The following is a 19,144-nucleotide window of genomic DNA, read 5'->3' as shown; positions in this document are numbered from 1 at the left end:
AAAACCGATGGCTACCACCACACCTGACATACAAGGGAGCCGGCGCGCCAAGAGCGCGACCCGCCCCGGGGACCGCATCTTCAGCGGCCTGTCCCGAGGTTCCGGCATCACCCTCCTCGTGATCATGGCCGCGATCGCGGTCTTCCTGACCTACCGTGCCGTCCTCGCCATCTCGGACGACAGCACCAACTTCTTCACCACCTTCGAGTGGAACCCGGCCGGAAACCCGCCGGTCTTCGGCATCGCCGTCCTCGCCTTCGGCACGGTCGTCTCCTCGGTCATCGCGATGCTCATCGCCGTGCCGGTCGCGATCGGGATCGCCCTCTTCATCTCGCACTACGCGCCGCGCAAGCTGGCCAAGCCGCTCGCGTACGTCGTGGACCTGCTCGCCGCCGTGCCCAGCATCATCTACGGCCTCTGGGGCGCGATCTTCCTCGTCCCGTACCTGGACGGCCTCAACAAGTGGCTCGACCAGTACTTCGGCTGGACGTACGTCTTCGACAAGTCCAGCGACGGCGTCGCCCGCAACCTCTTCACCGTGGGCATCCTGCTGGCGATCATGATCCTTCCGATCATCACCAACGTGACCCGTGAGGTCTTCCTCCAGGTCCCGCGGATGCACGAGGAAGCCGCCCTCGCCCTCGGCGCCACGCGCTGGGAGGTCATCCGCATGTCGGTGCTGCCCTTCGGCCGCTCCGGCATCATCTCCGCCTCCATGCTGGGCCTCGGCCGCGCCCTCGGCGAGACGATGGCCGTCGCCGTCGTCCTCTCCCCCAGCTTCGTGCTCTCGGGCCACCTGCTCGACCCGGGCGGCGGCACCTTCGCGCAGAACATCGCCGCCAAGTTCAACGAGGCCAACGCATACGGCCGGGACGCCCTGATCGCCTCCGGTCTCGTCCTCTTCGTCATCACCCTGCTGGTCAACGGCGCCGCCCGCTGGATCATCGGCCGCCGCAAGGAGTACTCGGGGGCCGCGGCATGAGCCACGCCATACAGGACCGTCCGGTCTCGACCGCCCCGCGCCGCGGGTCGCTCTCCCACGCCCGGCTCCCCCGCTGGACCCCGGCCGCCGTCGCCGCGGCCTCGATCGCCGGAGGCATCGGCATCGGCCTCGGCGCCGGCTGGCACAGCAAGGTCCAGTGGGGCCTGATCGCCGCGCTGCTCTTCGTCGTCGTCACCTTCGCCGTGACCACCAAGGTCGAGGGCAGCCGCCAGGCCAGGGACCGCGTCGCCACCAGCCTGATCTGGGTGAGCTTCGTCCTCGCCGTCGTGCCGCTGCTCTCCCTCGCCTGGGTCACGATCAGCAAGGGCGTGCAGGTCCTCGACGGCTACTTCCTGACCCACTCGATGAACGGCGTCCTCGACGCCGAGGCCGGCGGCGGCGTCTACCACGCGCTGCTCGGCACCATCGAGCAGGTCGGCATCGCGACCCTGATCGCCGCGCCGATCGGCCTCCTCACCGCCGTCTACCTCGTCGAGTACGGCAACGGGAAGCTCGCCAAGGCCGTCACCTTCTTCGTCGACGTCATGACGGGCATCCCGTCGATCGTCGCCGGCCTCTTCGTCCTCGCCACCTGGAACCTGATCCTGGGCTTCGGCCCCTCCGGTTTCGCCGGCGCGATGGCCCTCGCCATCCTGATGATGCCGGTCGTGGTCCGCTCCACCGAGGAGATGCTCAAGCTCGTCCCGAACGAGCTCCGCGAGGCCTCCCTCGCCCTCGGCATCCCCAAGTGGCGCACCATCCTGAAGGTGGTCCTGCCCACCGCGATCGGCGGCATCACCACGGGCGTCATGCTCGCGGTCGCCCGCATCACCGGTGAGACGGCCCCGGTCCTGCTCCTCGTGTTCGGCACGAAGCTCATCAACCCGAACCCCTTCGAAGGCGCCCAGTCCTCCCTGCCGCTCTACGTGTACGAGCAGTACGCGGTCGGCACCGACGCCGCCGTGGCCCGCGCCTGGGCCGCCGCGCTCGTCCTGATCGCCTTCGTCATGATCCTCAACCTGGTGGCCCGCGGCATCGCCCGCTGGAAGGCCCCCAAGACCGGCCGCTGACGCGGCACACTGGAAGTGATTGATATGGCCAAGCGAATCGACGTCAGCGGCCTCTCCGCCTACTACGGCGCCCACAAGGCGATCGACGACATCTCGATGACCGTCGAGCCCCGCTCCGTGACGGCCTTCATCGGCCCGTCCGGCTGCGGCAAGTCCACCTTCCTGCGCACCCTGAACCGCATGCACGAGGTCACCCCCGGCGGTCGCGTCGAGGGCAAGGTGATGCTGGACGACGAGAACCTGTACGGGACGAACGTCGACCCGGTCGCCGTGCGCCGCACGGTCGGCATGGTCTTCCAGCGCCCGAACCCCTTCCCCACCATGTCGATCTTCGACAACGTGGCGGCGGGCCTGCGCCTCAACGGCACCTACAAGAAGTCCCAGCTCGCCGACATCGTCGAGCGCTCCCTCAAGGGCGCCAACCTCTGGAACGAGGTCAAGGACCGCCTCAACAAGCCGGGCTCCGGCCTCTCCGGCGGCCAGCAGCAGCGTCTGTGCATCGCCCGCGCGATCGCGGTCGAGCCGGACGTCCTGCTGATGGACGAGCCCTGCTCGGCGCTCGACCCGATCTCCACCCTCGCCATCGAGGACCTCATCGGCGAGCTGAAGGAGCGCTTCACGATCGTCATCGTGACGCACAACATGCAGCAGGCCGCCCGCGTCTCGGACCGTACGGCCTTCTTCAACCTGGCGGCCGTCGGCCAGCCCGGCAAGCTGATCGAGCTGGACGACACCGAGCGCATCTTCTCCAACCCGAGCGTCCAGGCGACCGAGGACTACATCTCCGGCCGCTTCGGCTAAGACCCGTCTTGTGGTGCTGCATGGCGGTGCCACCGCAAGACGAAGGGCCCGGCTCCCCCACAGGGGGAGCCGGGCCCATTTCCGTACGGAAGCAACTACCCGAAGACCAGCTGCACGACGTAGTAGCTCACGGCGGCGACCAGTGCCGCCGCCGGCATCGTGATGAACCAGCCCATGACGATGTTCTTGGCGACGCCCCAGCGGACCGCGTTGACCCGCTTGGTCGCGCCCACGCCCATGATCGCCGAGGTGATGACGTGGGTCGTGGAGATCGGCGCCTTGAAGAGGAAGGCGGTGACGAACATGATCGACGCGCCCGTCGTCTCCGCGGCGAAGCCCTGCGGCGGGTCCAGCTCGATGATCTTGCGACCGAGGGTCCGCATGATCCGCCAGCCGCCCGCGTACGTACCGAGCGAGAGCATCACCGCGCAGGCGAACTTCACCCACACCGGGATCGGCGCGTCCGCGCTCTGCACGTCTCCGATGACCAGGGCCATCACCACGATGCCCATCGTCTTCTGCGCGTCCTGGAGGCCGTGGCCCAGCGCCATGCCGGCCGCCGAGACGGTCTGCGCGATGCGGAAGCCGCGCTTGGCCTTGTGCGGATTGGACTTGCGGAACATCCACAGGATCGCGGTCATCACCAGGTAACCGGCGATGAGGCCGACGGTCGGCGAGAGGAACATCGGGATGACGACCTTCTCGAGGACGCCCGACCAGATGACCTCCGTGCCACCCGCGAGCGCCGCGCCCACCATGCCGCCGAAGAGCGCGTGCGAGGAGGACGAGGGAAGACCGAAGTACCAGGTGACCAGGTTCCAGACGATCGCGCCGAGCAGCGCGGCGAAGAGGATGCCCATCCCCGAGTTGCCCGTCGGCGTCTCGATCAGGCCCTTGCTGACGGTGTGCGCGACGCCGCTGCCGAGGAAGGCGCCCGCGAGGTTCATGACCGCCGCCATCGCCAGCGCCGCCCGGGGGGTCAGCGCCCGGGTCGACACCGAGGTGGCGATGGCGTTGGCGGAGTCGTGGAAGCCGTTCGTATACGTGAAGCCGAGCGCGACACCGATGGTCACGATCAGAGCGAAGGTGTCCACGAAGCTCAGGACTCCTTGACCGCGATGGTCTCCACCGTGTTGGCCACGTGCTCGAAGGCGTCGGCCGCCTCCTCCAGTACGTCCACGACCTGCTTGAGCTTCAGCACCTCGATGGCGTCGTACTTGCCGTTGAAGAGGTGGGCGAGCAGCTTGCGGTGGATCTGGTCCGCCTGGTTCTCGAGGCGGTTGACCTCGATCCAGTACTCGGTGAGGTTCGACATCGTCCGCAGGTTCGGCATGGCCTCGGCGGTCAGCTCCGCCGCCCGGGCCAGGACCTCGATCTGCTGCTCGACACCCTTGGGGAGCTCTTCGATGTTGTAGAGGACGACCAGGTCGACGGCCTCTTCCATGAAGTCCATGATGTCGTCGAGGGACGAAGCGAGGGAGTAGATGTCCTCGCGGTCGAAGGGTGTGATGAAGGAGGAGTTCAGCTGGTGGAAGATCGCGTGGGTGGCGTCGTCACCGGCGTGCTCCGCTGCCCGCATCCGCTCCGCGATCTCGGCCCGGGCGGAAGGCTCCGCTCCGAGCAGTTCCATCAGGAGCTTGGAGCCCGTGACGATGTTGTCCGCGGACGCGGCGAACATGTCGTAGAAGCTCGTCTCCCTGGGGGTCAGACGAAATCGCACGTGAGGTCCTCGGGGTGCTGGGTTTCGGTCAGGCTGATGCTAGGCGCATCATCCGGCCACGGCTAACCGGCGTCTCTCAGTGTCGCCCATCGGGCACAGTGAACTGCACGGACCCCCGCCCGGATCGGCGAGGATCGGTACCATATACCCACGAGGGGTATACACCCCCTTTTCTGGACAACGGGAGGACGCGATGACGACCACCGAGGCGGACCAGGTCACCCCCGAGGCCGTCGGGGCCGTCGAGCCGGCCGACCACGCGCACGGGCACGACCACGGCGTGCACGGCTACCACAAGCAGAAGGACGAGCACCTCAAGCGGCTGCGCCGGATCGAGGGCCAGATCCGCGGTCTCCAGCGGATGGTCGACGAGGACGTCTACTGCATCGACATACTCACGCAGGTCTCGGCCTCGACGAAGGCGCTCCAGTCCTTCGCCCTCCAGCTCCTGGAGGAGCACCTGCGGCACTGCGTCGCGGACGCGGCGGCCACCGGCTCGGGCATCGACGAGAAGGTCGAGGAGGCCACGAAGGCCATCGCCCGCATGATGCGCACCTGAGGCGGGCGGAGCGGGACCGTGCCGTCAGAGCTCCTCCGCGGCCCGCTCCGCCTCCACCCGCAGCACCTCGTCGATCCGGTCGTCGCTGAGCCGCTCCCCGTCCGCGGCCGACGCCGCGATGATCAGCTCGCCGCAGAGCTCGATCTCCGCGAGGGCGACGCAGTCCGGGTCTGCGGGCACGGTTGCTGTACCGGGCGGGGCCACGCGCATCCACCTCTTCCTGCCGGCGTCGGTCTCCCAGCGGTCTCCCAGCGTAGGTACGGCGGGGCGCACGGCGCATGACACGTCTGGACCATTTGCCGATGGTCCGTGCCGTCGCGGGGCCGGTTCAGGCCTCGATCTTCCCGGCGTAGATGTCCCGGCGGTCCGGCAGCTTCACCTCGACGGGGGCCCCGAAGCCGTACAGCAGCGTCGTCGAGGCGACCGCGACCGTCCGGCCCTGGTTGCTGAAGCTGAACTGGTGGCGCACCTTCCGCAGCCGCCCCTCGCCGTCGAGGTACGCGTCGAAGGGCACCGCGTCCTCGGCGAACCCTTTCGCCGCCGCGGCGAGCGCCCCGCGCAGCTGCGGCGAGGCGGCCCGGGCGGCGTGCGCGATGTCGGCGACGCCCCGGTAGTGGCCGACTTTCACCCCTGCCAGATCGATCTCGCCGAGGTACGTGACCTCGCGGGCGCCCCGCAGCAGCTCCGCCGCGACGGCCGGATCGGTGGCGCCGTTGGTGACGAGGTTCCCGTCGTCGAGGGCGGCGGTGTCGACGCGGACCCACTTGTCGGCGGGCACCCCGGCGCCCCGGTTCTTCATGTAGAGCGCGCCGGGGGTGAGGAGCTCGGTGATCGGCCGGTGCTCGCTCGCCCCCGCCGGGTCCTTCGGCAGCAGCACCTGGAGCCGCCCGGTGCGGCGCCGGAAGTCGTAGCCGCCCTCGCCCCGGATGGTGACCCGGGTCCCGCCGGCGGCCATCTCCATGGAGGTGCTCGCCTTGGAGGTGCCGGCCCTCGCCAGGGCGTCGGCGGCGTTCCGCACGACGAGGGCGGGGTCGGCGGCCATCGCCTCCGGGTCCCCGGGGGCGGCGCAGCCCGTGACCGCCGCGGTCCCGACGAGGGAGCCGACCAGGACGGCGGCGGCGAACGCCCCGCCCCCGAAGCCCCGCGGACGCCCGTACCGCTGCACCACCATCGCCGCCAACCCCCAACGCCTCACCGCTGTTTGCCCGGCACCGCCTCCCCGGGGCCCGCGGGCCCCGGGGACACCCGATCCGCATAACGACGGTCGGGGCGTGCCGTCACGCGCAGTACGGTGGTGGGGTGCACGCGCAGGCTTCCTCCCACACCACCACGACGACGGAGCGCGGCTCGTTCGCGCTGGCACGGTGCAGCTGCGGCTGGACGGGCCCGGCCCGCAGATCCCGCGACAAGGCCCGTACGGACGCGGCCGAACACCTGCGCACGAACGGCTCCTAGGGCCGCCCCGGATCGGCCCTGGGGACTGTCGTCACCTTCCCGCCGTCGCCCGAAGGGCGGGGCAGACGGGAAGGTGACGACAGGCCCTAGGCCGCGAGGTCGCTCTGACCGGCGGCGGGGCCGCCGAGCCGGGGCTCGGGGATGCCGACGGCCTCGGGGCGGCGCGCCGCGTCGACCCGGCGGGAGCGGACGAGCCGGGCGCCGCGGCCGGAGCGGGCGACGGCGGAGACGACGGGCGTCAGCAGGGCGAGCGCGACCGGGGCGAGGAGCAGCGCCACGGCCGTGCCGAGGGCGAAGCCGCCGATCACGTCGGTCGGGTAGTGGACGCCCATGTAGACCCGGACGAAGCCCTCCGCGAGGGCGAGGCCGAGGGCGGCGAGGCCGAAGCGGCGGTGGGCGACGAAGATTCCGACGCCGAGCGCCATCGTCAGCGTGGCGTGGTCGCTGACGAAGGAGAAGTCGGTCTTCCCGTCGACGAGGACCTCCAGGCCCTGGTGGTCCCTGAAGGGTCTGGGGCGCTCGACGAAGCCGCGGATGGGGACGTTGACCAGGAGGGCGATGCCGGCCGCCAGCGGGGCCCACACGAGCCCGGCGACGGCCGAGACGGAGTCGGCGGGGGTGCCGCGCCGGCGGACGCTCCACCAGCACCAGAGCACGACGAGGACCGTGGCGAGCACGATCCCGTACTCGCCGACGAACTCCATGACGCGGTCGAACCACGGCGGAGCGGCCCTGGCCAGTCCGTTGATGTCGTAGAGCAGGCCGACATCGGGGTTCGAGCCGTCCGATGCGAGTCCAGCCATCTGCTGCGGCCCCTTGCTCTCGTGTCTGGTTTCCAACCCCCGTGGTCAGAGCGGTCGGATCAGGGAACGAACCGCCTGAGGCGTACGTTCCGCTCTCTCCGGTGGATCATGCCGACGTTATCGAAGAGTGACGGCCCGCCGCAGCCCAGGGCCCGGGCATGACGGAGAGTTCCGGCCATGCCCGATACGCCCCGAAGCCCGTCCGACGGCCCGTCTGCTCCCCTCAGGCCCGCGGAAGACGGGTGGGCAGCGCCGCCGCGCCCTCCTGGGTGACCCGGGTGGCGCCGAAGTAGTCCGGGGTGTCGATCCGGTCGAAGCGGATCACGGCCCCGGTGCGCGGGGCGTCGATCATGTAGCCGCCGCCGACGTAGATGCCGACGTGCCGGATGGCCCGGGAGTTGGTCAGGTCGTCCGAGAAGAACACCAGGTCGCCCGGGAGCAGCTCGTCCCGGCTCGGGTGCGGCCCGGCGTTGTACTGGTCGTTGGCGACGCGCGGCAGCCGCACGCCGACGCCGTCGTACGCGGCCTGGGTGAGCCCGGAGCAGTCGAAGCGCCCGTTCTCCGCGGCCGTGCCCGTACCGCCCCAGAGGTACGGGGTGCCCAGCTTCTGCTGCGCGTAGTGGATGGCGGCGGCGGCCTGCTGCGAGGGCGCGACGCGGCCCACCGGCCGGGCGAAGCTCTTCTCCAGGGACCGGATGATGCGGACGTAGTTCTGCGTCTCGCTGATGGGCGGCACCCCGCCGTGCCTGATGACCCGGTACGCACCCGCGTTGTACGCGGCCAGCATGTTGCTCGCCGGGTCCCCGGGGACGTCCTTCACGTAGCCGGCGAGTTCGCAGTCGTACGAGGCGGCGGACGGGATCGCGTCCTGCGGGTCCCAGATGTCCCGGTCCCCGTCCCCGTCCCCGTCGATGCCGTGCCCGGCCCAGGTGCCGGGGATGAACTGGGCGATGCCCCGGGCGTCGGCCGGGGAGACGGCCCGCGGGTTCCAGCCGCTCTCCTGGTACAGCTGGGCGGCGAGCAGCGCCGGGTTGATGGCGGGGCAGAGGTTCCCCCACCGCTGCACGAGCCCCTGGTAGAGGGCGGGAACGGCCCCCTTGGCGAGGGCGACGGCACCGTTCCTGGCGCCCGCTCCGCCGGCGATGCCGGCCGCCGCGGAGTACGTGCCGACGACGAGCAGCGCGACGAGGCCGAGACAGACCCCCAGCCCCCCACCGGCCCACAGCCACGCCTTGCCAGCCCTACGCACCGTCAACCACCCCTCGGTTCATGGCAGTACGCCCGGGCGGTCAGTCTAGGCGTCGGGGCGCCCCGGGGGGATGGCGCCTGACGCCGCCCCAAGAGTGCAACAACGACAATCATTGCCCGGAGTCACTCTCCGTGATACACAGAGTGACCATACGCTTCTTCGCATGGAAACCGGTCACACCACCGCAGGTCAAGACGGTCAGACCGGTCAAGTGTGCGGGGATCGGGTAAAGAGAGCCGCCAAGCCGTCGCACGTGGGCGGTTTCATCAGCGAAGATAGGGCGATGACCCATGCCGTCCGGCAGGGGCGCACAAGTACCCAACAGGGGCGGTGAGTTATATGTACCTGGCGGCCGAAAAGGGCGACATCACCACCATCATCGGTGGAATCGCCCCCAACTGGGGACCTTTCGGGAGCCTGGGCAACGAGGCCAAGGTGATGATCGAGGTCGTGATGGCCGTGGCCATCCTGCTCTGCCTCGGCATCGCCATCTGGGGAGCGGCCAAGCAGCGCATCGGCGCGACCGCCCTCCGGGACACGTTCAGCGCGGAGCAGGGCAAGGGCCTGATCGTCGCCGGCCTGACCGGCGTCTTCATCATCGGATCGCTGGGGACGCTGTTCACCATCGTGTACGGGATGGCCGTCTGATCTCCCGTCGGACCGACCTTCCTGAGAATGCGTTCCCTGATGCCCAGTCATGTTGAAGCACGGCCGTACCCGCGAACGAGTGAGGGGGCGCACCCGGCATGAGTCCCGGCGACGAGCACGACAGCTTCGGCGGCGTGGGCGGCTCGGGCCAGACCCGGACCCGCCTGCCCGAGGGCAACGGCGGCGACGTCTACGGCGGCGCCCGCCGCCCCGTCCGCAGTTCCCGATCCCTCATCACGGTCGTGGGCGTGGTGGTCCTCCTCATCGCCGCGATCGCCTTCGCCAACCGCGGCGGCGGCGAACCGGCGGACGCGGACGGTGCCGGACCCCGCTCCGGCACCCCGGGCAAGGCCGCCCCCACCGCCGCGACGGGCGTCCGCCCGGTCACCGGCAAGAACGGCGCGATCCCCACCGGCTACACCCACGACGACCAGGGCGCCCAGAGCGCGGCGACGAACTACGCGGTGGCGCTGGGGTCGGCGGAGATGTTCAACACCGCGACACGGAACGAGATCGTGCACGCCGTGTACGCGCCCGCCGTGGTCGCCGCCCGCCAGGACGACCTCGACAAGGTCTACGCCGACAAGGGGTTCCTCAGCCGGATCGGACTCCAGGACGACGGCTCCGCCCCGCAGGGCATGACGTTCATCTCCCGCATCGTCCCCGTGGGATCGAAGGTCGACGACTACACGGACGACAAGGCCACGGTGGCGGTCTGGTACTCCTCCCTCTTCGGCATGGCCGGCGAGGGTTCCAAGAACCCCGTCTCCGAGGCCTGGTACACCGGCTCGTACGAGCTGCAGTGGGTCGACGGCGACTGGAAGGTCACCGGGTTCGACCAGAAGGACGGCCCGGTGCCCGTCGGCCGGGACCAGCGGGCGTCCACGGCGGAAGAGATGAGCGACGCGGTCGGTCAGTTCGGAGGCTTCACCTATGCCCGGTAAGCGCCTCCCGCGCGGCACCAGGATCGCCGCTGCGCTCGGCGCGGCACAGACGGCCGCCGTGCTCTTCGCCGGCCGCGCCCTCGCCGCCCCCACGCCCACTCCCAGCCCCGGCCCGAGCGGCAGCAACAACCCCTGCGACCTCATCCGCGGCCCCGCACGGGACTACTGCGAGAACGGCCGCGCCGGAACCGGCGGCGCCGACAAGACCCCCGCAACCGACCCCACCACCGCCCTCGACCCCCTCACCTCCCTCTCCCGCGGCTTCGCCGACGCCGCCATCAAGGTCGTCGACGAGCTCTCCAAGGCCGTCAAGGCGACCGCCGACGTCGACTTCACCAACATGCAGTTCCTCGGCCGCTACGCGATCGTCTTCGCCGCCGCCACCTTCCTCACCCTCCTCCTCTGGCTCCTCGCCGTCGCCAAGCGGGCCGTCCGCGGCGTCCCCCTCACCACGGCCCTCTCGGAAGCCATCGGCTTCCTCTGGCTGACGGTCCTCGCCTCCGCGTTCACGCCCCTGATCCTCTACACCGTCGTCAACGCCACCGACGCCATCACCGAGGTCATCGCCTCCGGAACCGGCAAACAGACCGACATCTTCTTCGGCAGCTTCAAGGAGGCCCTCCAGAAGGGCGACAGCATCGGTGGCGGCCCCATCATGCTGATCATCGTGTCCCTGGTGACCGTCCTCGCCGCCGGCGTCCTCTACCTGGAGCTGTTCCTCCGCGCCGTCCTGCTGTACGTCGGCGCCCTCCTCGGCGTCGTCGTCTACTCCGGCCTCGTCGACAAGAACATGTGGGGCCACGTCCGCCGCTGGGCCGGCATCATGATCGCGATCATCCTGGTCAAACCGGTCATCGTGATCGTCCTCGGCCTGGCCGGCGCGCTCTCCTCCGGCACCGGCCCCGACTCGGTCTCCGCCGTCGTCTCCGGCCTCTCGATCATCCTGCTGGCCATCTTCGCCTCCGCGATGATCTACCGCTTCGTCCCCGGCTTCGGCGACGAGATCGCCGCCTCCCGCGACAACCGCCTCCACCGCGCCGGCGAGAACGCGGCCGCGGCCGTCATCTCCTCCCCCGCGTCCCTCGTCTCCCAGGGCATCAAGACCCACAGCACCCGCGACAGCGGCGGAGGCCAGTCCCAGGGCTCCGCCCCCCGCCCCGCCAACCCCGTCTCCGGCGGCATGGCCGCGCACAGCAGCCGCGGCGGAGGCGGCGGCACCGGAGGCACCGGCGGCGCGACGCCCCCGCCCCGTAGCAGCAGCCCCACCGCGGGCACCCCGCACAGCAACCGCAAGAACTCAGGAGGTGCAGGGCGTTGACGACCCAGTCCCAGCCGGTCACGCCCCGCCGCACGTATCTCGTCGGCCGTGCCCGGCCGAACGCGATCGTCGGCAAGAACCGCGAGACCGGCGAGATCGCCCTGATCATCGTCGGCGCCTTCCTCGGCATGATGAGCGGACTCCTCGTCCCCCTCCTCCCCCTGCGGATCGCCCTCCTCGCGGGCCTGCCCATGCTCGCGATCGCCGCCGTGTACCTCCCGTACAAGCACCGCACCTTCTACAAGTGGTTCGAGATCAACCGCAGCTACAAGCGGATGCTCAAGCGCGGCACGACCTACCGTTCCGTCGCCCACGAGGCCGGCACCCGCCTCGACGGCCGCGAGGTCGAGGTCGGCCCGCCCCCCGGCATCGGCAACGTCGGCTGGCTCGCCGCCCCCTTCGGCCCCGACGAGATCGCCGTCCTGCTGCACGCCGACCGCCGCACCGTCACCGCCGCCATCGAGATCGAGGGCCCCGGCGTCGGCCTGCGCGACAGCGAGGACCAGGAAGCCCTGGTCGACCGCTTCGGCACCCTCCTCAAGCACGTCGCCAACGGCGACGGCTTCGTGACCCGCCTCCAGATGCTCGCCCGCACGCTCCCCGCCGACCCCGACGCCCACGCCAAGGACGTCGGCCAGCGCGGCGACCCGCACGCGCCCGCGTGGCTCCAGGAGTCCTACGACCAGCTCCAGTCGATGGTCTCCACCTCCAGCGAGCAGCACCGCGCCTACCTCGTCGCCTGCATGCACTACACCCGCGAGCTCGCCGCCGAGGCCAACGCCATGGCCCGCGCCGCCCGCCACGCCTCCGGCGCCCGCAAGCTCGACCGCGACGCCGGCCTCGCCGTCGTCATGGCCCGCGAACTCACCGACATCTGCGCCCGCCTCGCCGAGGCCGACATCCGCGTCCGCCAGCCCCTCGGACAGTCCCGCCTCGCCTCCCTCGTGCACTCCATGTACGACCCGGACCACCCCATCGACCACATCCAGGCCATGACGAAGCGGAACGCCTGGCCCGCCGAACTCGACGCGATGGAACCGACCTACCTCCAGGCCAAGACCCGCGAGTCCTCCACCCGCGCCCCCTGGTGCCACGCCACCGCCTGGGTGAAGGAGTGGCCGATGACCCCGGTCGGCGTCAACTTCCTCGCCCCGCTCCTCGTCCACACCCCCGACGTCATCCGCACGGTCGCCGTCACCATGGACCTGGAGCCCACCGAGGTCGCCATCGAGCGCATGCTCACCGAGAAGACCAACGACGAGGCCGACGCCAGCCGCGCCGCCAAGATGAACCGCACGGTCGACCCGCGCGACATCGCCGCCCACGGACGACTCGACCAGCGGGGTGAAGATCTCGCCAGCGGCGCGGCAGGAGTGAACCTCGTCGGGTACATCACGGTGTCGTCGCGTTCGCCCGAGGCCCTCGCCCGGGACAAGCGCACGATCAGGGCCTCCGCCGGCAAGTCGTACCTGAAGCTGGAGTGGTGCGACCGCGAGCACCACCGGGCCTTTGTGAACACCTTGCCGTTCGCGACCGGCATCCGCCGCTAGGGCCGAAGGGGCACAGACCCATGCGAGATCCGCTGTCCGTCCTCACCGAAGCCTTCACCTCCTTCCTCTTCGGGAAGGTCGAGACGACCCGTCTGCCCGTCCGCACCTCCACCGGGCAGGCCCAGGCCGTCTACCTGCCGACCGCCGCGCCGGGCCTCGGCGACTCCGGCGTCATCATCGGCCGCGAGGTCTACAGCGGGAAGGGCTACATCTACGACCCCTTCCAGCTGTACGGGCAGCAGCTCCCCGCCCCGCACTGGCTGGTCCTCGGCGAGTCCGGCAACGGCAAGTCGGCCCTGGAGAAGACGTACGTGCTCCGCCAGCTCCGCTTCCGCGACCGGCAGGTCGTCGTCCTCGACGCCCAGGGCGAGGACGGCGTCGGCGAATGGAACCTCATCGCCCAGGAGCTGGGGATAACCCCCATCCGCCTGGACCCGATGGTCGCCAACGACGCCGGAATCCGCCTCAACCCCCTCGACCCCTCGATCACCACCACGGGCCAGCTCGCGCTGCTCCGCACGATCATCGAGGTGGCGATGGGCCACGGCCTCGACGAGCGCTCCGGCTTCGCGCTCAAGGTCGCCCACGCCCACGTCACCGAGCACACCACCGACCGGCAGCCGATCCTCACCGACATCGTCGAGCGCCTGCGCCACCCGGAGGCCGAATCGGCCGAGTCGATGAACGTCGACATAGACGACGTGCGGGCCTGGGGCCTGGACGTCGCCCTCGTCCTCGACCGCCTCGTCGACGGCGACCTGCGCGGCATGTTCGACGGCCCGACCACGGTCGGCATCGACCTGGACGCCCCGCTCATCGTCTTCGACCTCTCCCACATCGACCGCAACTCCATCGCCATGCCGATCCTCATGGCGATCGTCGGCGTCTGGCTGGAACACACCTGGATCCGCCCCGACCGGAAGAAGCGCATCTTCCTGGTCGAGGAGGCCTGGCACATCATCAACAGCCCCTTCGTGGCGCAGCTGTTCCAGCGGCTCCTGAAGTTCGGCCGCCGTCTCGGCCTGTCCTTCGTCGCGGTCGTCCACCACCTCTCCGACGTGGTCGACGGAGCGGCGGCGAAGGAGGCCGCGGCCATCCTCAAGATGGCCTCCACCCGGACCATCTACGCCCAGAAGGCCGACGAGGCACGCAACACGGGCCGCGTCCTGGGCCTGCCCCGCTGGGCGGTCGAGATCATCCCGACCCTCACCCCCGGCATCGCGGTCTGGGACGTCAACGGCAACGTGCAGGTGGTCAAGCACCTCATCACCGAGAAGGAACGCCCGCTCGTCTACACCGACCGCGCCATGACGGAGTCCTCCGTCGCGGACCCGGAACTGGAGTGGGAGACGGAGCAGCGGGCGATGCTCGTCGAGCAGCAGATGAACGGCACTTCGCAGTCGACGGTGGCATAGATGGAACAGGCGCGGAAGGGAGGCGGAGGGATCTCCGACGGGCTGCTCCTCAGCCTGTTCGCCCTCCTCCTCGGCCTCACGGTCCTGGTGTGGACGGCGACCGGCCTCGCCGGCCTCTTCGCCCACGGAGCCTGGCCGCGGGGAGTCGCCTTCACGGGCACCCCGTCGGCCCTGCGCTCCCTGGCGACCGCCCCGACCGACCTCCCGGCGGCCTGGCCGGCGACCCCGCCGGACCAGCTGTCGGGACACGGCCTCTTCTGGGGCCTGGTGATCGGCGAGGCGATGATCCTGATGGTCCTCGCCGTCTTCGTCCTCGGCACCCTGGCCCGCTGGCGCGCGGTCCGCGCGAAGCGCAAGGCGGGCACGTACGAGGGGACGCCCGTAGGGGTACGGGAGGAGCCCGCCGCGCCCCCGGCCCCGCGCCGCCCGACGGAGGAACTCCCCCCAAAGCTGAAGCCGACACCGACACCGACAGCAACGGCGGCACCGGCACCAGCACCAGCACCAGCACCAGCACCAGCACCAGCACCAGCACCAGCGATCGAACCCGCCACCGCCCCTGCCCCCATAGCCGCCCCCCGCACCGTCTACGCCCCCCGGGAGACCCGCCGCCCGGCCGCCGTGCAGGCGATCCTGGACGCCGAGGGCCCGGTCCTGGCCGTCACCTCCGACCCCGCCGTCTGGTCCGCCACCAAGGACGCGCGCGGCAAACTCGGCCCCGTCCTGGTGCACGACCCCGGCCACCTCTGCGACACCCCCGCCCGGCTCCACTGGTCACCGTCCGAACGCTGCGAGGACCCGGCGGTGGCGCAGGAACGCGCGATCGCCCTGCTCGCCCCCGTACGCCCGCACTCCCGCCTCGACGCGGCCACCGCCGACACCGCCGAGACGCTCCTGCGCTGCTGGCTGCACGCCGCCGCCGTCGACGGCCGGCCCTTCCGACAGGTCCACCGCTGGGCGCAGGGCGCGGGCGCCCACGAGCCCGTACGCATCCTCCGCAGCCACCCGAAGGCCGCCTCGGGCCTGGCGGGCCTCCTGGAGTCGGCGCTCACCGCCCACCCCGAAAGCCGCCGTCTGGCACAGGAACTGACGGCACGTGCGCTCGCGGCCCTCTCCTCGATCCACATCAGGGAGGCATGCGTACCGAATCGAACTGATTCGCTGGCACTCGCATCTTTCCTCGCCGAAGGGGGCACGCTCTACGTGGTGGGCGAGGCGATCGAGGATCCCCGCACCCACCCCGGCGCGATGCCGCTCCTCACGGCCCTCGCCGCAGACGTGGTCGAGCACGGCCGCCGCATGGCCGCACGGTCATCCGACGGTCGGCTCGACCCACCACTGACCCTCGTCCTCGACGACGTCGCCGCCGTGGCCCCGCTCCCCCAGCTCCCGGACCTCCTCGCCACGGGCCACACCCAGGGCCTCCCGACCCTGGCCCTGATGCGCTCCGAACAACAGGCGAGATCCCGCTGGCCGGACTCCGTCGTGGGCAGTCCTTCCGCCGGGGCGGAACGGGTGGGCACGACGGAACGGCGCCCCTAGCCGCGCCTAGGCTCCCGCGCCCCGACCCGCACCGGACGAAGGCCGCACCACCTCGTACTCCACCTCCATCGCCCCGTCACCCCCCGGCACCGCCACCACGTCCCCCGTCGCCACGAACCCGAACCGCCGATAGAACGCCGCGGCCCGCCCGTTCCCCTCGTGCACGTACAACCGCACCCGCGCGACCTCCGGCTCCGGCAGCGCCCAGGACCACTCCACCCCCGCCTGGAACAGCGCGTCGATCACACCGGTCCCACGCGCCTCGGGACGCACGTAGACGCCGACGATGTGCGTCTGGTCGACCTTCGCCGCCTCCCCGAACCGCACCTCGTCCGACGGCCGCTCCACCAGCAGCGAGATCGTGCCCGCCCAACTGCCGTCCGGGGCCTCGGCCACGAACTGCCGCACCTTCCCGTCACCGCTCTCGGACGCGCCCTCCGCCCGCTCCTTCCAGAAGGAGTCGGGCCGCTCGACGGCCGCCTCGTACGTGTCGAGGAACGCCAGGTGGGCGATCGGGTCACGGAGGGCCGCCAGCCGGATCTCGCGGGTCTTCTCCCACTCGTCGGCGCGGACGGTGCGTATCGAATAGTCCATGCCGCCGATCCTGGCGAGCCCCGCACCCCTTGACAAGGCGATTTCCCGAGAGCACGCACGCCGACCGCCGTACCCGGGTACGACGCCCGGCCGCCGCCCGCTCCCTGGCGTCGAAGGCGTGATCCGAGCAGAGAACCTCACCAAGCGGTACGGGGACACCACCGTCGTCCAGGACCTCGGCTTCACCGCCCGCCCCGGCTCCGCCACCGGCTTCCTCGACGATCCGGTCAACGGCCTCGACCCGGAAGGCGTCCTCCGGATCCGCACGCTCCTGAAGGACCTGGCGGCGGAGGGCCGCACCGTCCTCGTCTCCTCCCACCTCATGAGCGAGACGGCCCTCACCGCCGACCACCTGATCGTCATCGGCAAGGGCCGCCTCCTCGCCGACACCACCGCCGACGAACTCGTCCGCGCCTCGGGCGGCACGAGCGTCAAGGTCGTCACCCCGGAGGCGGACCGCCTCCGCCGCGCTCCTCCTCGGCGTCGGCGTCCTCATGGGCGCCACCTACACCTCCGGCGGCGGCGACTCCGACGTCGACACCGTCGTCCTCACCCGGTACGGCTCCCGGCTCGGCGGCATCGCCCTCGCCATCCTCGGCATCCTCGTCACCGCCGGCGAGTACGCGACGGGCATGATCCGCGCGACCCTCACCGCCGCCCCGAGCCGCACCCCGGTCCTGTGGGCGAAGGCCGCGATCTACACGCCACCGTCTTCACGGTCTCCCTCCTCACCGACGACGGCGTCCTCGCCGCCCTCGCCGGCAACGCCGCCGGCGTCACCCTCCTGGGCCTGATCGCCCTCGGCCTCGACGCCGCCCTCCGCTCGGTGCCGGGCGCGATCGGCGCCTTCGTCGGCGGGATCCTGATCCTCCCGGAGATCCTCGGGACGCTCCCGTACGAGGTGAGGGACACCGTCGCCCGGTACTTCCCCACCCACGCAGGCGGCCGGCGCCCTCGGCTCCGCGAGCCCGCTCCCGGACACGGCCCCGCCCGGCGCGGCCCTCCTGGCCCTGCTCCTGTGGGCGGCCGCGGCGCTCGCCGTCCCCGCGCTGTTGCTCACGCACCGGGACGCATGAGGGTGATGACGGCGTGACCACCGAGGAGACACCGCAGCCGCCCGCGACGACGGGCCCGAGCAGACACGCCCAACGCCTCCTCACCCGCGCACGGGCCTTCGCCACGGCCCGCCCCTGGGCGTGGGACACCGCGGTGACCCTCCTCTGGACGACCGCGGCCCTCGTGGACGCGGTCGGCGGGTGGCGGAACACCGCCCGCGACCCGTCCGTCCCCACCTGGCTCGTGGTCACCCTGTCCCTGGCCCTCGTCCTACCGCTCCACCGGCGCCGACGCCACCCCACGGCCGTCCTGGCCGTGATGGCCGGCGCGACGCTGGTCAGCGACGGCTCGGGAGCCTTCCTCCAGGAGGTCCGGCTCGCGGCGGCCGCCGAACGCACCCGCATCGCCCGTGAGATGCACGACATCTTCGGCCACAACCTGTCCGTCATCACCGGCCTGGCGGACGGCGGCCGCTACGCGGCGGCCAGGAACCCGGAACGCGCCGCCCAGGCCCTCGAAGCGATCGGCACCACGAGCCGCCAGGCCCTCGCCGAACTCCGCGGTCTCCTCGTCGTCCTGCGCGACGACGAGGAGACCGCGGCCCGCGACCCCCAACCCACCCTGGCCGACCTCGACGCCCTGATCACCGGCGTACGCAAGGCAGGCCTGCCGGTACGGTTCGAGACCCACGACGACCCGACCGCGCGACGGCTCCCCCCAGGAGCCCAACTGACGGTCTACCGCGTCGTCCAGGAAGCCCTGACGAACACCCTGAAACACGCGGGCGCAGGAGCGAAGGCGCGGGTGCCCCTCGCCCACACCCCATGGACATCCGGATGTCCGCTCTGGACGGCATCGAGGCCACCCGCCGCGTCATCGCCACCGGTGCCCGGAGCCGGATCCTGATCGTCACGACCTTCGACCTCGACGAGTACGCGGACGACGGCCTCCGCGCCGGCGCGAGCGGCTTCCTGGTGAAGGACGCCGAGCCGGAGGAACTCCTCGCGGGCATCCGCGCGGTGGCAGCCGGCGACGCGGTCGTCGCCCCGAGCCTCACCCGCCGCCTCCTGGACGCCTCCATCCACCACCTGCCGCCGTCTCCGACGGCATCCCCACCTCCCGAGGACCCCGTCTCGCTTCCCTCACCGACCGGGAACGCGAAATCCTCACGGCCATCGGAAAGGGCTGGAGCCACACAGAGATTGCGGAACGCCTCCACCTGGCGGAATCCACGGTCAAGATCCACGTGGGCCGCATCCTCGCCAAGACCGGCGCCCGGGACCCCGGATCCAGGCGGTCATCCTGGCCTACGACACCCATCTGGTCGCTCCGGCCTGAATTGGCCCAGAACGCAAAAATGCCTCAACCCCCGGACGGAGTCCGGGGGTTGAGGCTAAAAATTGTTCGGCGGTGTCCTACTCTCCCACAGGGTCCCCCC

19 protein-coding genes and 3 pseudogenes are annotated in these 19,144 nt (G+C 71.1%); 15 read left to right on the top strand and 7 right to left on the bottom strand.

All coding sequences use genetic code 11. The annotated features are described in order from the left end of the window. Positions 1-7: 7 nt before the first annotated feature. From pstC to pstB, 3 genes are read left to right on the top strand one after another with little or no spacing between them, the layout of a single operon-like run. Positions 8-982 (top strand): phosphate ABC transporter permease subunit PstC, encoded by a 975-nt coding sequence (gene pstC / locus ACZ66Z_RS30945; RefSeq protein ID WP_469938773.1) that lies wholly within the window; start codon positions 8-10, stop codon positions 980-982. After that, a complete protein-coding gene (pstA, locus tag ACZ66Z_RS30940) occupies positions 979-2,052 on the top strand; it encodes a phosphate ABC transporter permease PstA (RefSeq protein WP_469938771.1) in 1,074 nt (357 codons plus the stop codon). Before pstC ends, pstA begins: the two co-directional genes overlap by 4 nt. Before the next feature lie 24 nt (positions 2,053-2,076). Beyond that, positions 2,077-2,853, top strand: coding sequence for a phosphate ABC transporter ATP-binding protein PstB (pstB, locus tag ACZ66Z_RS30935; protein ID WP_469938769.1), 777 nt, complete (start codon positions 2,077-2,079; stop codon positions 2,851-2,853). 95 nt (positions 2,854-2,948) lie between these two features. Here pstB and ACZ66Z_RS30930 read toward each other — a convergent pair whose 3' ends face one another. Both ACZ66Z_RS30930 and ACZ66Z_RS30925 read right to left on the bottom strand, forming a co-directional pair. Continuing rightward, complete coding sequence (locus tag ACZ66Z_RS30930) at positions 2,949-3,947, bottom strand: inorganic phosphate transporter (protein WP_469938768.1); 999 nt, start codon at positions 3,945-3,947, stop codon at positions 2,949-2,951. Between the two features lie 5 nt (positions 3,948-3,952). After that, positions 3,953-4,573 (bottom strand): DUF47 domain-containing protein, encoded by a 621-nt coding sequence (locus tag ACZ66Z_RS30925; RefSeq protein ID WP_041130381.1) that lies wholly within the window; start codon positions 4,571-4,573, stop codon positions 3,953-3,955. Positions 4,574-4,766: 193 nt separating this feature from the next. On the opposite strand from ACZ66Z_RS30925, the gene ACZ66Z_RS30920 reads away from it, so the two are divergent. Next, positions 4,767-5,132 (top strand): metal-sensitive transcriptional regulator, encoded by a 366-nt coding sequence (locus ACZ66Z_RS30920; protein ID WP_469938766.1) that lies wholly within the window; start codon positions 4,767-4,769, stop codon positions 5,130-5,132. 24 nt (positions 5,133-5,156) lie between these two features. Here ACZ66Z_RS30920 and ACZ66Z_RS30915 read toward each other — a convergent pair whose 3' ends face one another. Both ACZ66Z_RS30915 and ACZ66Z_RS30910 read right to left on the bottom strand, forming a co-directional pair. After that, a complete protein-coding gene (locus ACZ66Z_RS30915) occupies positions 5,157-5,342 on the bottom strand; it encodes a hypothetical protein (protein ID WP_469938764.1) in 186 nt (61 codons plus the stop codon). Between the two features lie 118 nt (positions 5,343-5,460). After that, entirely contained in the window at positions 5,461-6,303 is an 843-nt protein-coding gene (locus tag ACZ66Z_RS30910; protein ID WP_469938762.1) for an SCO4651 family lipoprotein, read from the bottom strand. Between the two features lie 128 nt (positions 6,304-6,431). On the opposite strand from ACZ66Z_RS30910, the gene ACZ66Z_RS30905 reads away from it, so the two are divergent. Then, entirely contained in the window at positions 6,432-6,587 is a 156-nt protein-coding gene (locus ACZ66Z_RS30905) for a hypothetical protein (protein WP_189807150.1), read from the top strand. A gap of 86 nt (positions 6,588-6,673) precedes the next feature. Here ACZ66Z_RS30905 and ACZ66Z_RS30900 read toward each other — a convergent pair whose 3' ends face one another. Both ACZ66Z_RS30900 and ACZ66Z_RS30895 read right to left on the bottom strand, forming a co-directional pair. Then, entirely contained in the window at positions 6,674-7,390 is a 717-nt protein-coding gene (locus ACZ66Z_RS30900; protein WP_469938761.1) for a phosphatase PAP2 family protein, read from the bottom strand. Positions 7,391-7,613: 223 nt separating this feature from the next. Then, positions 7,614-8,645: a C40 family peptidase gene (locus tag ACZ66Z_RS30895; protein ID WP_469938759.1), complete on the bottom strand. Its 1,032-nt coding sequence runs from the start codon at positions 8,643-8,645 to the stop codon at positions 7,614-7,616. A gap of 333 nt (positions 8,646-8,978) precedes the next feature. On the opposite strand from ACZ66Z_RS30895, the gene ACZ66Z_RS30890 reads away from it, so the two are divergent. From ACZ66Z_RS30890 to ACZ66Z_RS30865, 6 genes are all read left to right on the top strand, one after another. After that, positions 8,979-9,287 carry a hypothetical protein gene (locus ACZ66Z_RS30890; protein WP_024757447.1) on the top strand — a complete coding sequence of 103 codons (309 nt, stop codon included), beginning with the start codon at positions 8,979-8,981 and terminating at the stop codon, positions 9,285-9,287. Between the two features lie 98 nt (positions 9,288-9,385). After that, positions 9,386-10,231 carry a DUF8175 domain-containg protein gene (locus ACZ66Z_RS30885; protein ID WP_469938758.1) on the top strand — a complete coding sequence of 282 codons (846 nt, stop codon included), beginning with the start codon at positions 9,386-9,388 and terminating at the stop codon, positions 10,229-10,231. Next, on the top strand, positions 10,221-11,549 hold the full coding sequence (locus ACZ66Z_RS30880; protein WP_469938756.1) for a hypothetical protein: 1,329 nt from the start codon (positions 10,221-10,223) through the stop codon (positions 11,547-11,549). The genes ACZ66Z_RS30885 and ACZ66Z_RS30880 overlap by 11 nt, the downstream gene beginning before the upstream one ends. Then, entirely contained in the window at positions 11,546-13,099 is a 1,554-nt protein-coding gene (locus ACZ66Z_RS30875) for an SCO6880 family protein (protein WP_469938754.1), read from the top strand. Before ACZ66Z_RS30880 ends, ACZ66Z_RS30875 begins: the two co-directional genes overlap by 4 nt. 20 nt (positions 13,100-13,119) lie before the next feature. After that, entirely contained in the window at positions 13,120-14,514 is a 1,395-nt protein-coding gene (locus ACZ66Z_RS30870) for an ATP-binding protein (RefSeq protein WP_469938752.1), read from the top strand. After that, on the top strand, positions 14,515-16,056 hold the full coding sequence (locus ACZ66Z_RS30865; RefSeq protein ID WP_469938750.1) for a P-loop NTPase family protein: 1,542 nt from the start codon (positions 14,515-14,517) through the stop codon (positions 16,054-16,056). 6 nt (positions 16,057-16,062) lie between these two features. On the opposite strand, the gene ACZ66Z_RS30860 is transcribed toward ACZ66Z_RS30865, so the two are convergent. Continuing rightward, the gene (locus ACZ66Z_RS30860; RefSeq protein WP_469938748.1) at positions 16,063-16,650 is read right to left on the bottom strand and encodes a GNAT family N-acetyltransferase; all 588 of its coding nucleotides are present in this window, start codon (positions 16,648-16,650) and stop codon (positions 16,063-16,065) included. Between the two features lie 202 nt (positions 16,651-16,852). Here ACZ66Z_RS30860 and ACZ66Z_RS30855 point away from each other — a divergent pair. The 4 genes and pseudogenes from ACZ66Z_RS30855 to ACZ66Z_RS30840 all read left to right on the top strand — a co-directional run. Next, a pseudogene (locus ACZ66Z_RS30855) lies at positions 16,853-17,116 on the top strand (ABC transporter ATP-binding protein); the annotation flags it as partial. Then, positions 17,025-17,726, top strand: a pseudogene (locus ACZ66Z_RS30850) (ABC transporter permease); the annotation flags it as partial. The pseudogenes ACZ66Z_RS30855 and ACZ66Z_RS30850, both read left to right, overlap by 92 nt. A gap of 13 nt (positions 17,727-17,739) precedes the next feature. Continuing rightward, the gene (locus ACZ66Z_RS30845; protein WP_469938746.1) at positions 17,740-18,612 is read left to right on the top strand and encodes a sensor histidine kinase; all 873 of its coding nucleotides are present in this window, start codon (positions 17,740-17,742) and stop codon (positions 18,610-18,612) included. Next, positions 18,531-19,044 (top strand): annotated as a pseudogene (locus tag ACZ66Z_RS30840) (LuxR C-terminal-related transcriptional regulator); the annotation flags it as partial. The gene ACZ66Z_RS30845 and the pseudogene ACZ66Z_RS30840, both read left to right, overlap by 82 nt. Between the last annotated feature and the right edge of the window lie 100 nt (positions 19,045-19,144).

The organism is Streptomyces sp. NPDC107498 (assembly GCF_055582805.1).
The sequence above is the reverse complement of the archived record's forward strand: the minus strand, read 5'-3'. Positions and strand labels throughout refer to the sequence as shown.

Excerpts from the sequence above, each read along its gene's own strand:
- pstC (WP_469938773.1), top strand. The coding sequence starts at position 8 with ATGGCTACCACCACACCTGACATACAAGGGAGCCGGCGCGCCAAGAGC.
- pstA (WP_469938771.1), top strand. The coding sequence starts at position 979 with ATGAGCCACGCCATACAGGACCGTCCGGTCTCGACCGCCCCGCGCCGC.
- pstB (WP_469938769.1), top strand. The coding sequence starts at position 2,077 with ATGGCCAAGCGAATCGACGTCAGCGGCCTCTCCGCCTACTACGGCGCC.
- ACZ66Z_RS30920 (WP_469938766.1), top strand. The coding sequence starts at position 4,767 with ATGACGACCACCGAGGCGGACCAGGTCACCCCCGAGGCCGTCGGGGCC.
- ACZ66Z_RS30915 (WP_469938764.1), bottom strand. The coding sequence starts at position 5,342 with ATGCGCGTGGCCCCGCCCGGTACAGCAACCGTGCCCGCAGACCCGGAC.
- ACZ66Z_RS30910 (WP_469938762.1), bottom strand. The coding sequence starts at position 6,303 with ATGGTGGTGCAGCGGTACGGGCGTCCGCGGGGCTTCGGGGGCGGGGCG.
- ACZ66Z_RS30900 (WP_469938761.1), bottom strand. The coding sequence starts at position 7,390 with ATGGCTGGACTCGCATCGGACGGCTCGAACCCCGATGTCGGCCTGCTC.
- ACZ66Z_RS30890 (WP_024757447.1), top strand. The coding sequence starts at position 8,979 with ATGTACCTGGCGGCCGAAAAGGGCGACATCACCACCATCATCGGTGGA.
- ACZ66Z_RS30885 (WP_469938758.1), top strand. The coding sequence starts at position 9,386 with ATGAGTCCCGGCGACGAGCACGACAGCTTCGGCGGCGTGGGCGGCTCG.
- ACZ66Z_RS30880 (WP_469938756.1), top strand. The coding sequence starts at position 10,221 with ATGCCCGGTAAGCGCCTCCCGCGCGGCACCAGGATCGCCGCTGCGCTC.
- ACZ66Z_RS30870 (WP_469938752.1), top strand. The coding sequence starts at position 13,120 with ATGCGAGATCCGCTGTCCGTCCTCACCGAAGCCTTCACCTCCTTCCTC.
- ACZ66Z_RS30865 (WP_469938750.1), top strand. The coding sequence starts at position 14,515 with ATGGAACAGGCGCGGAAGGGAGGCGGAGGGATCTCCGACGGGCTGCTC.
- ACZ66Z_RS30860 (WP_469938748.1), bottom strand. The coding sequence starts at position 16,650 with ATGGACTATTCGATACGCACCGTCCGCGCCGACGAGTGGGAGAAGACC.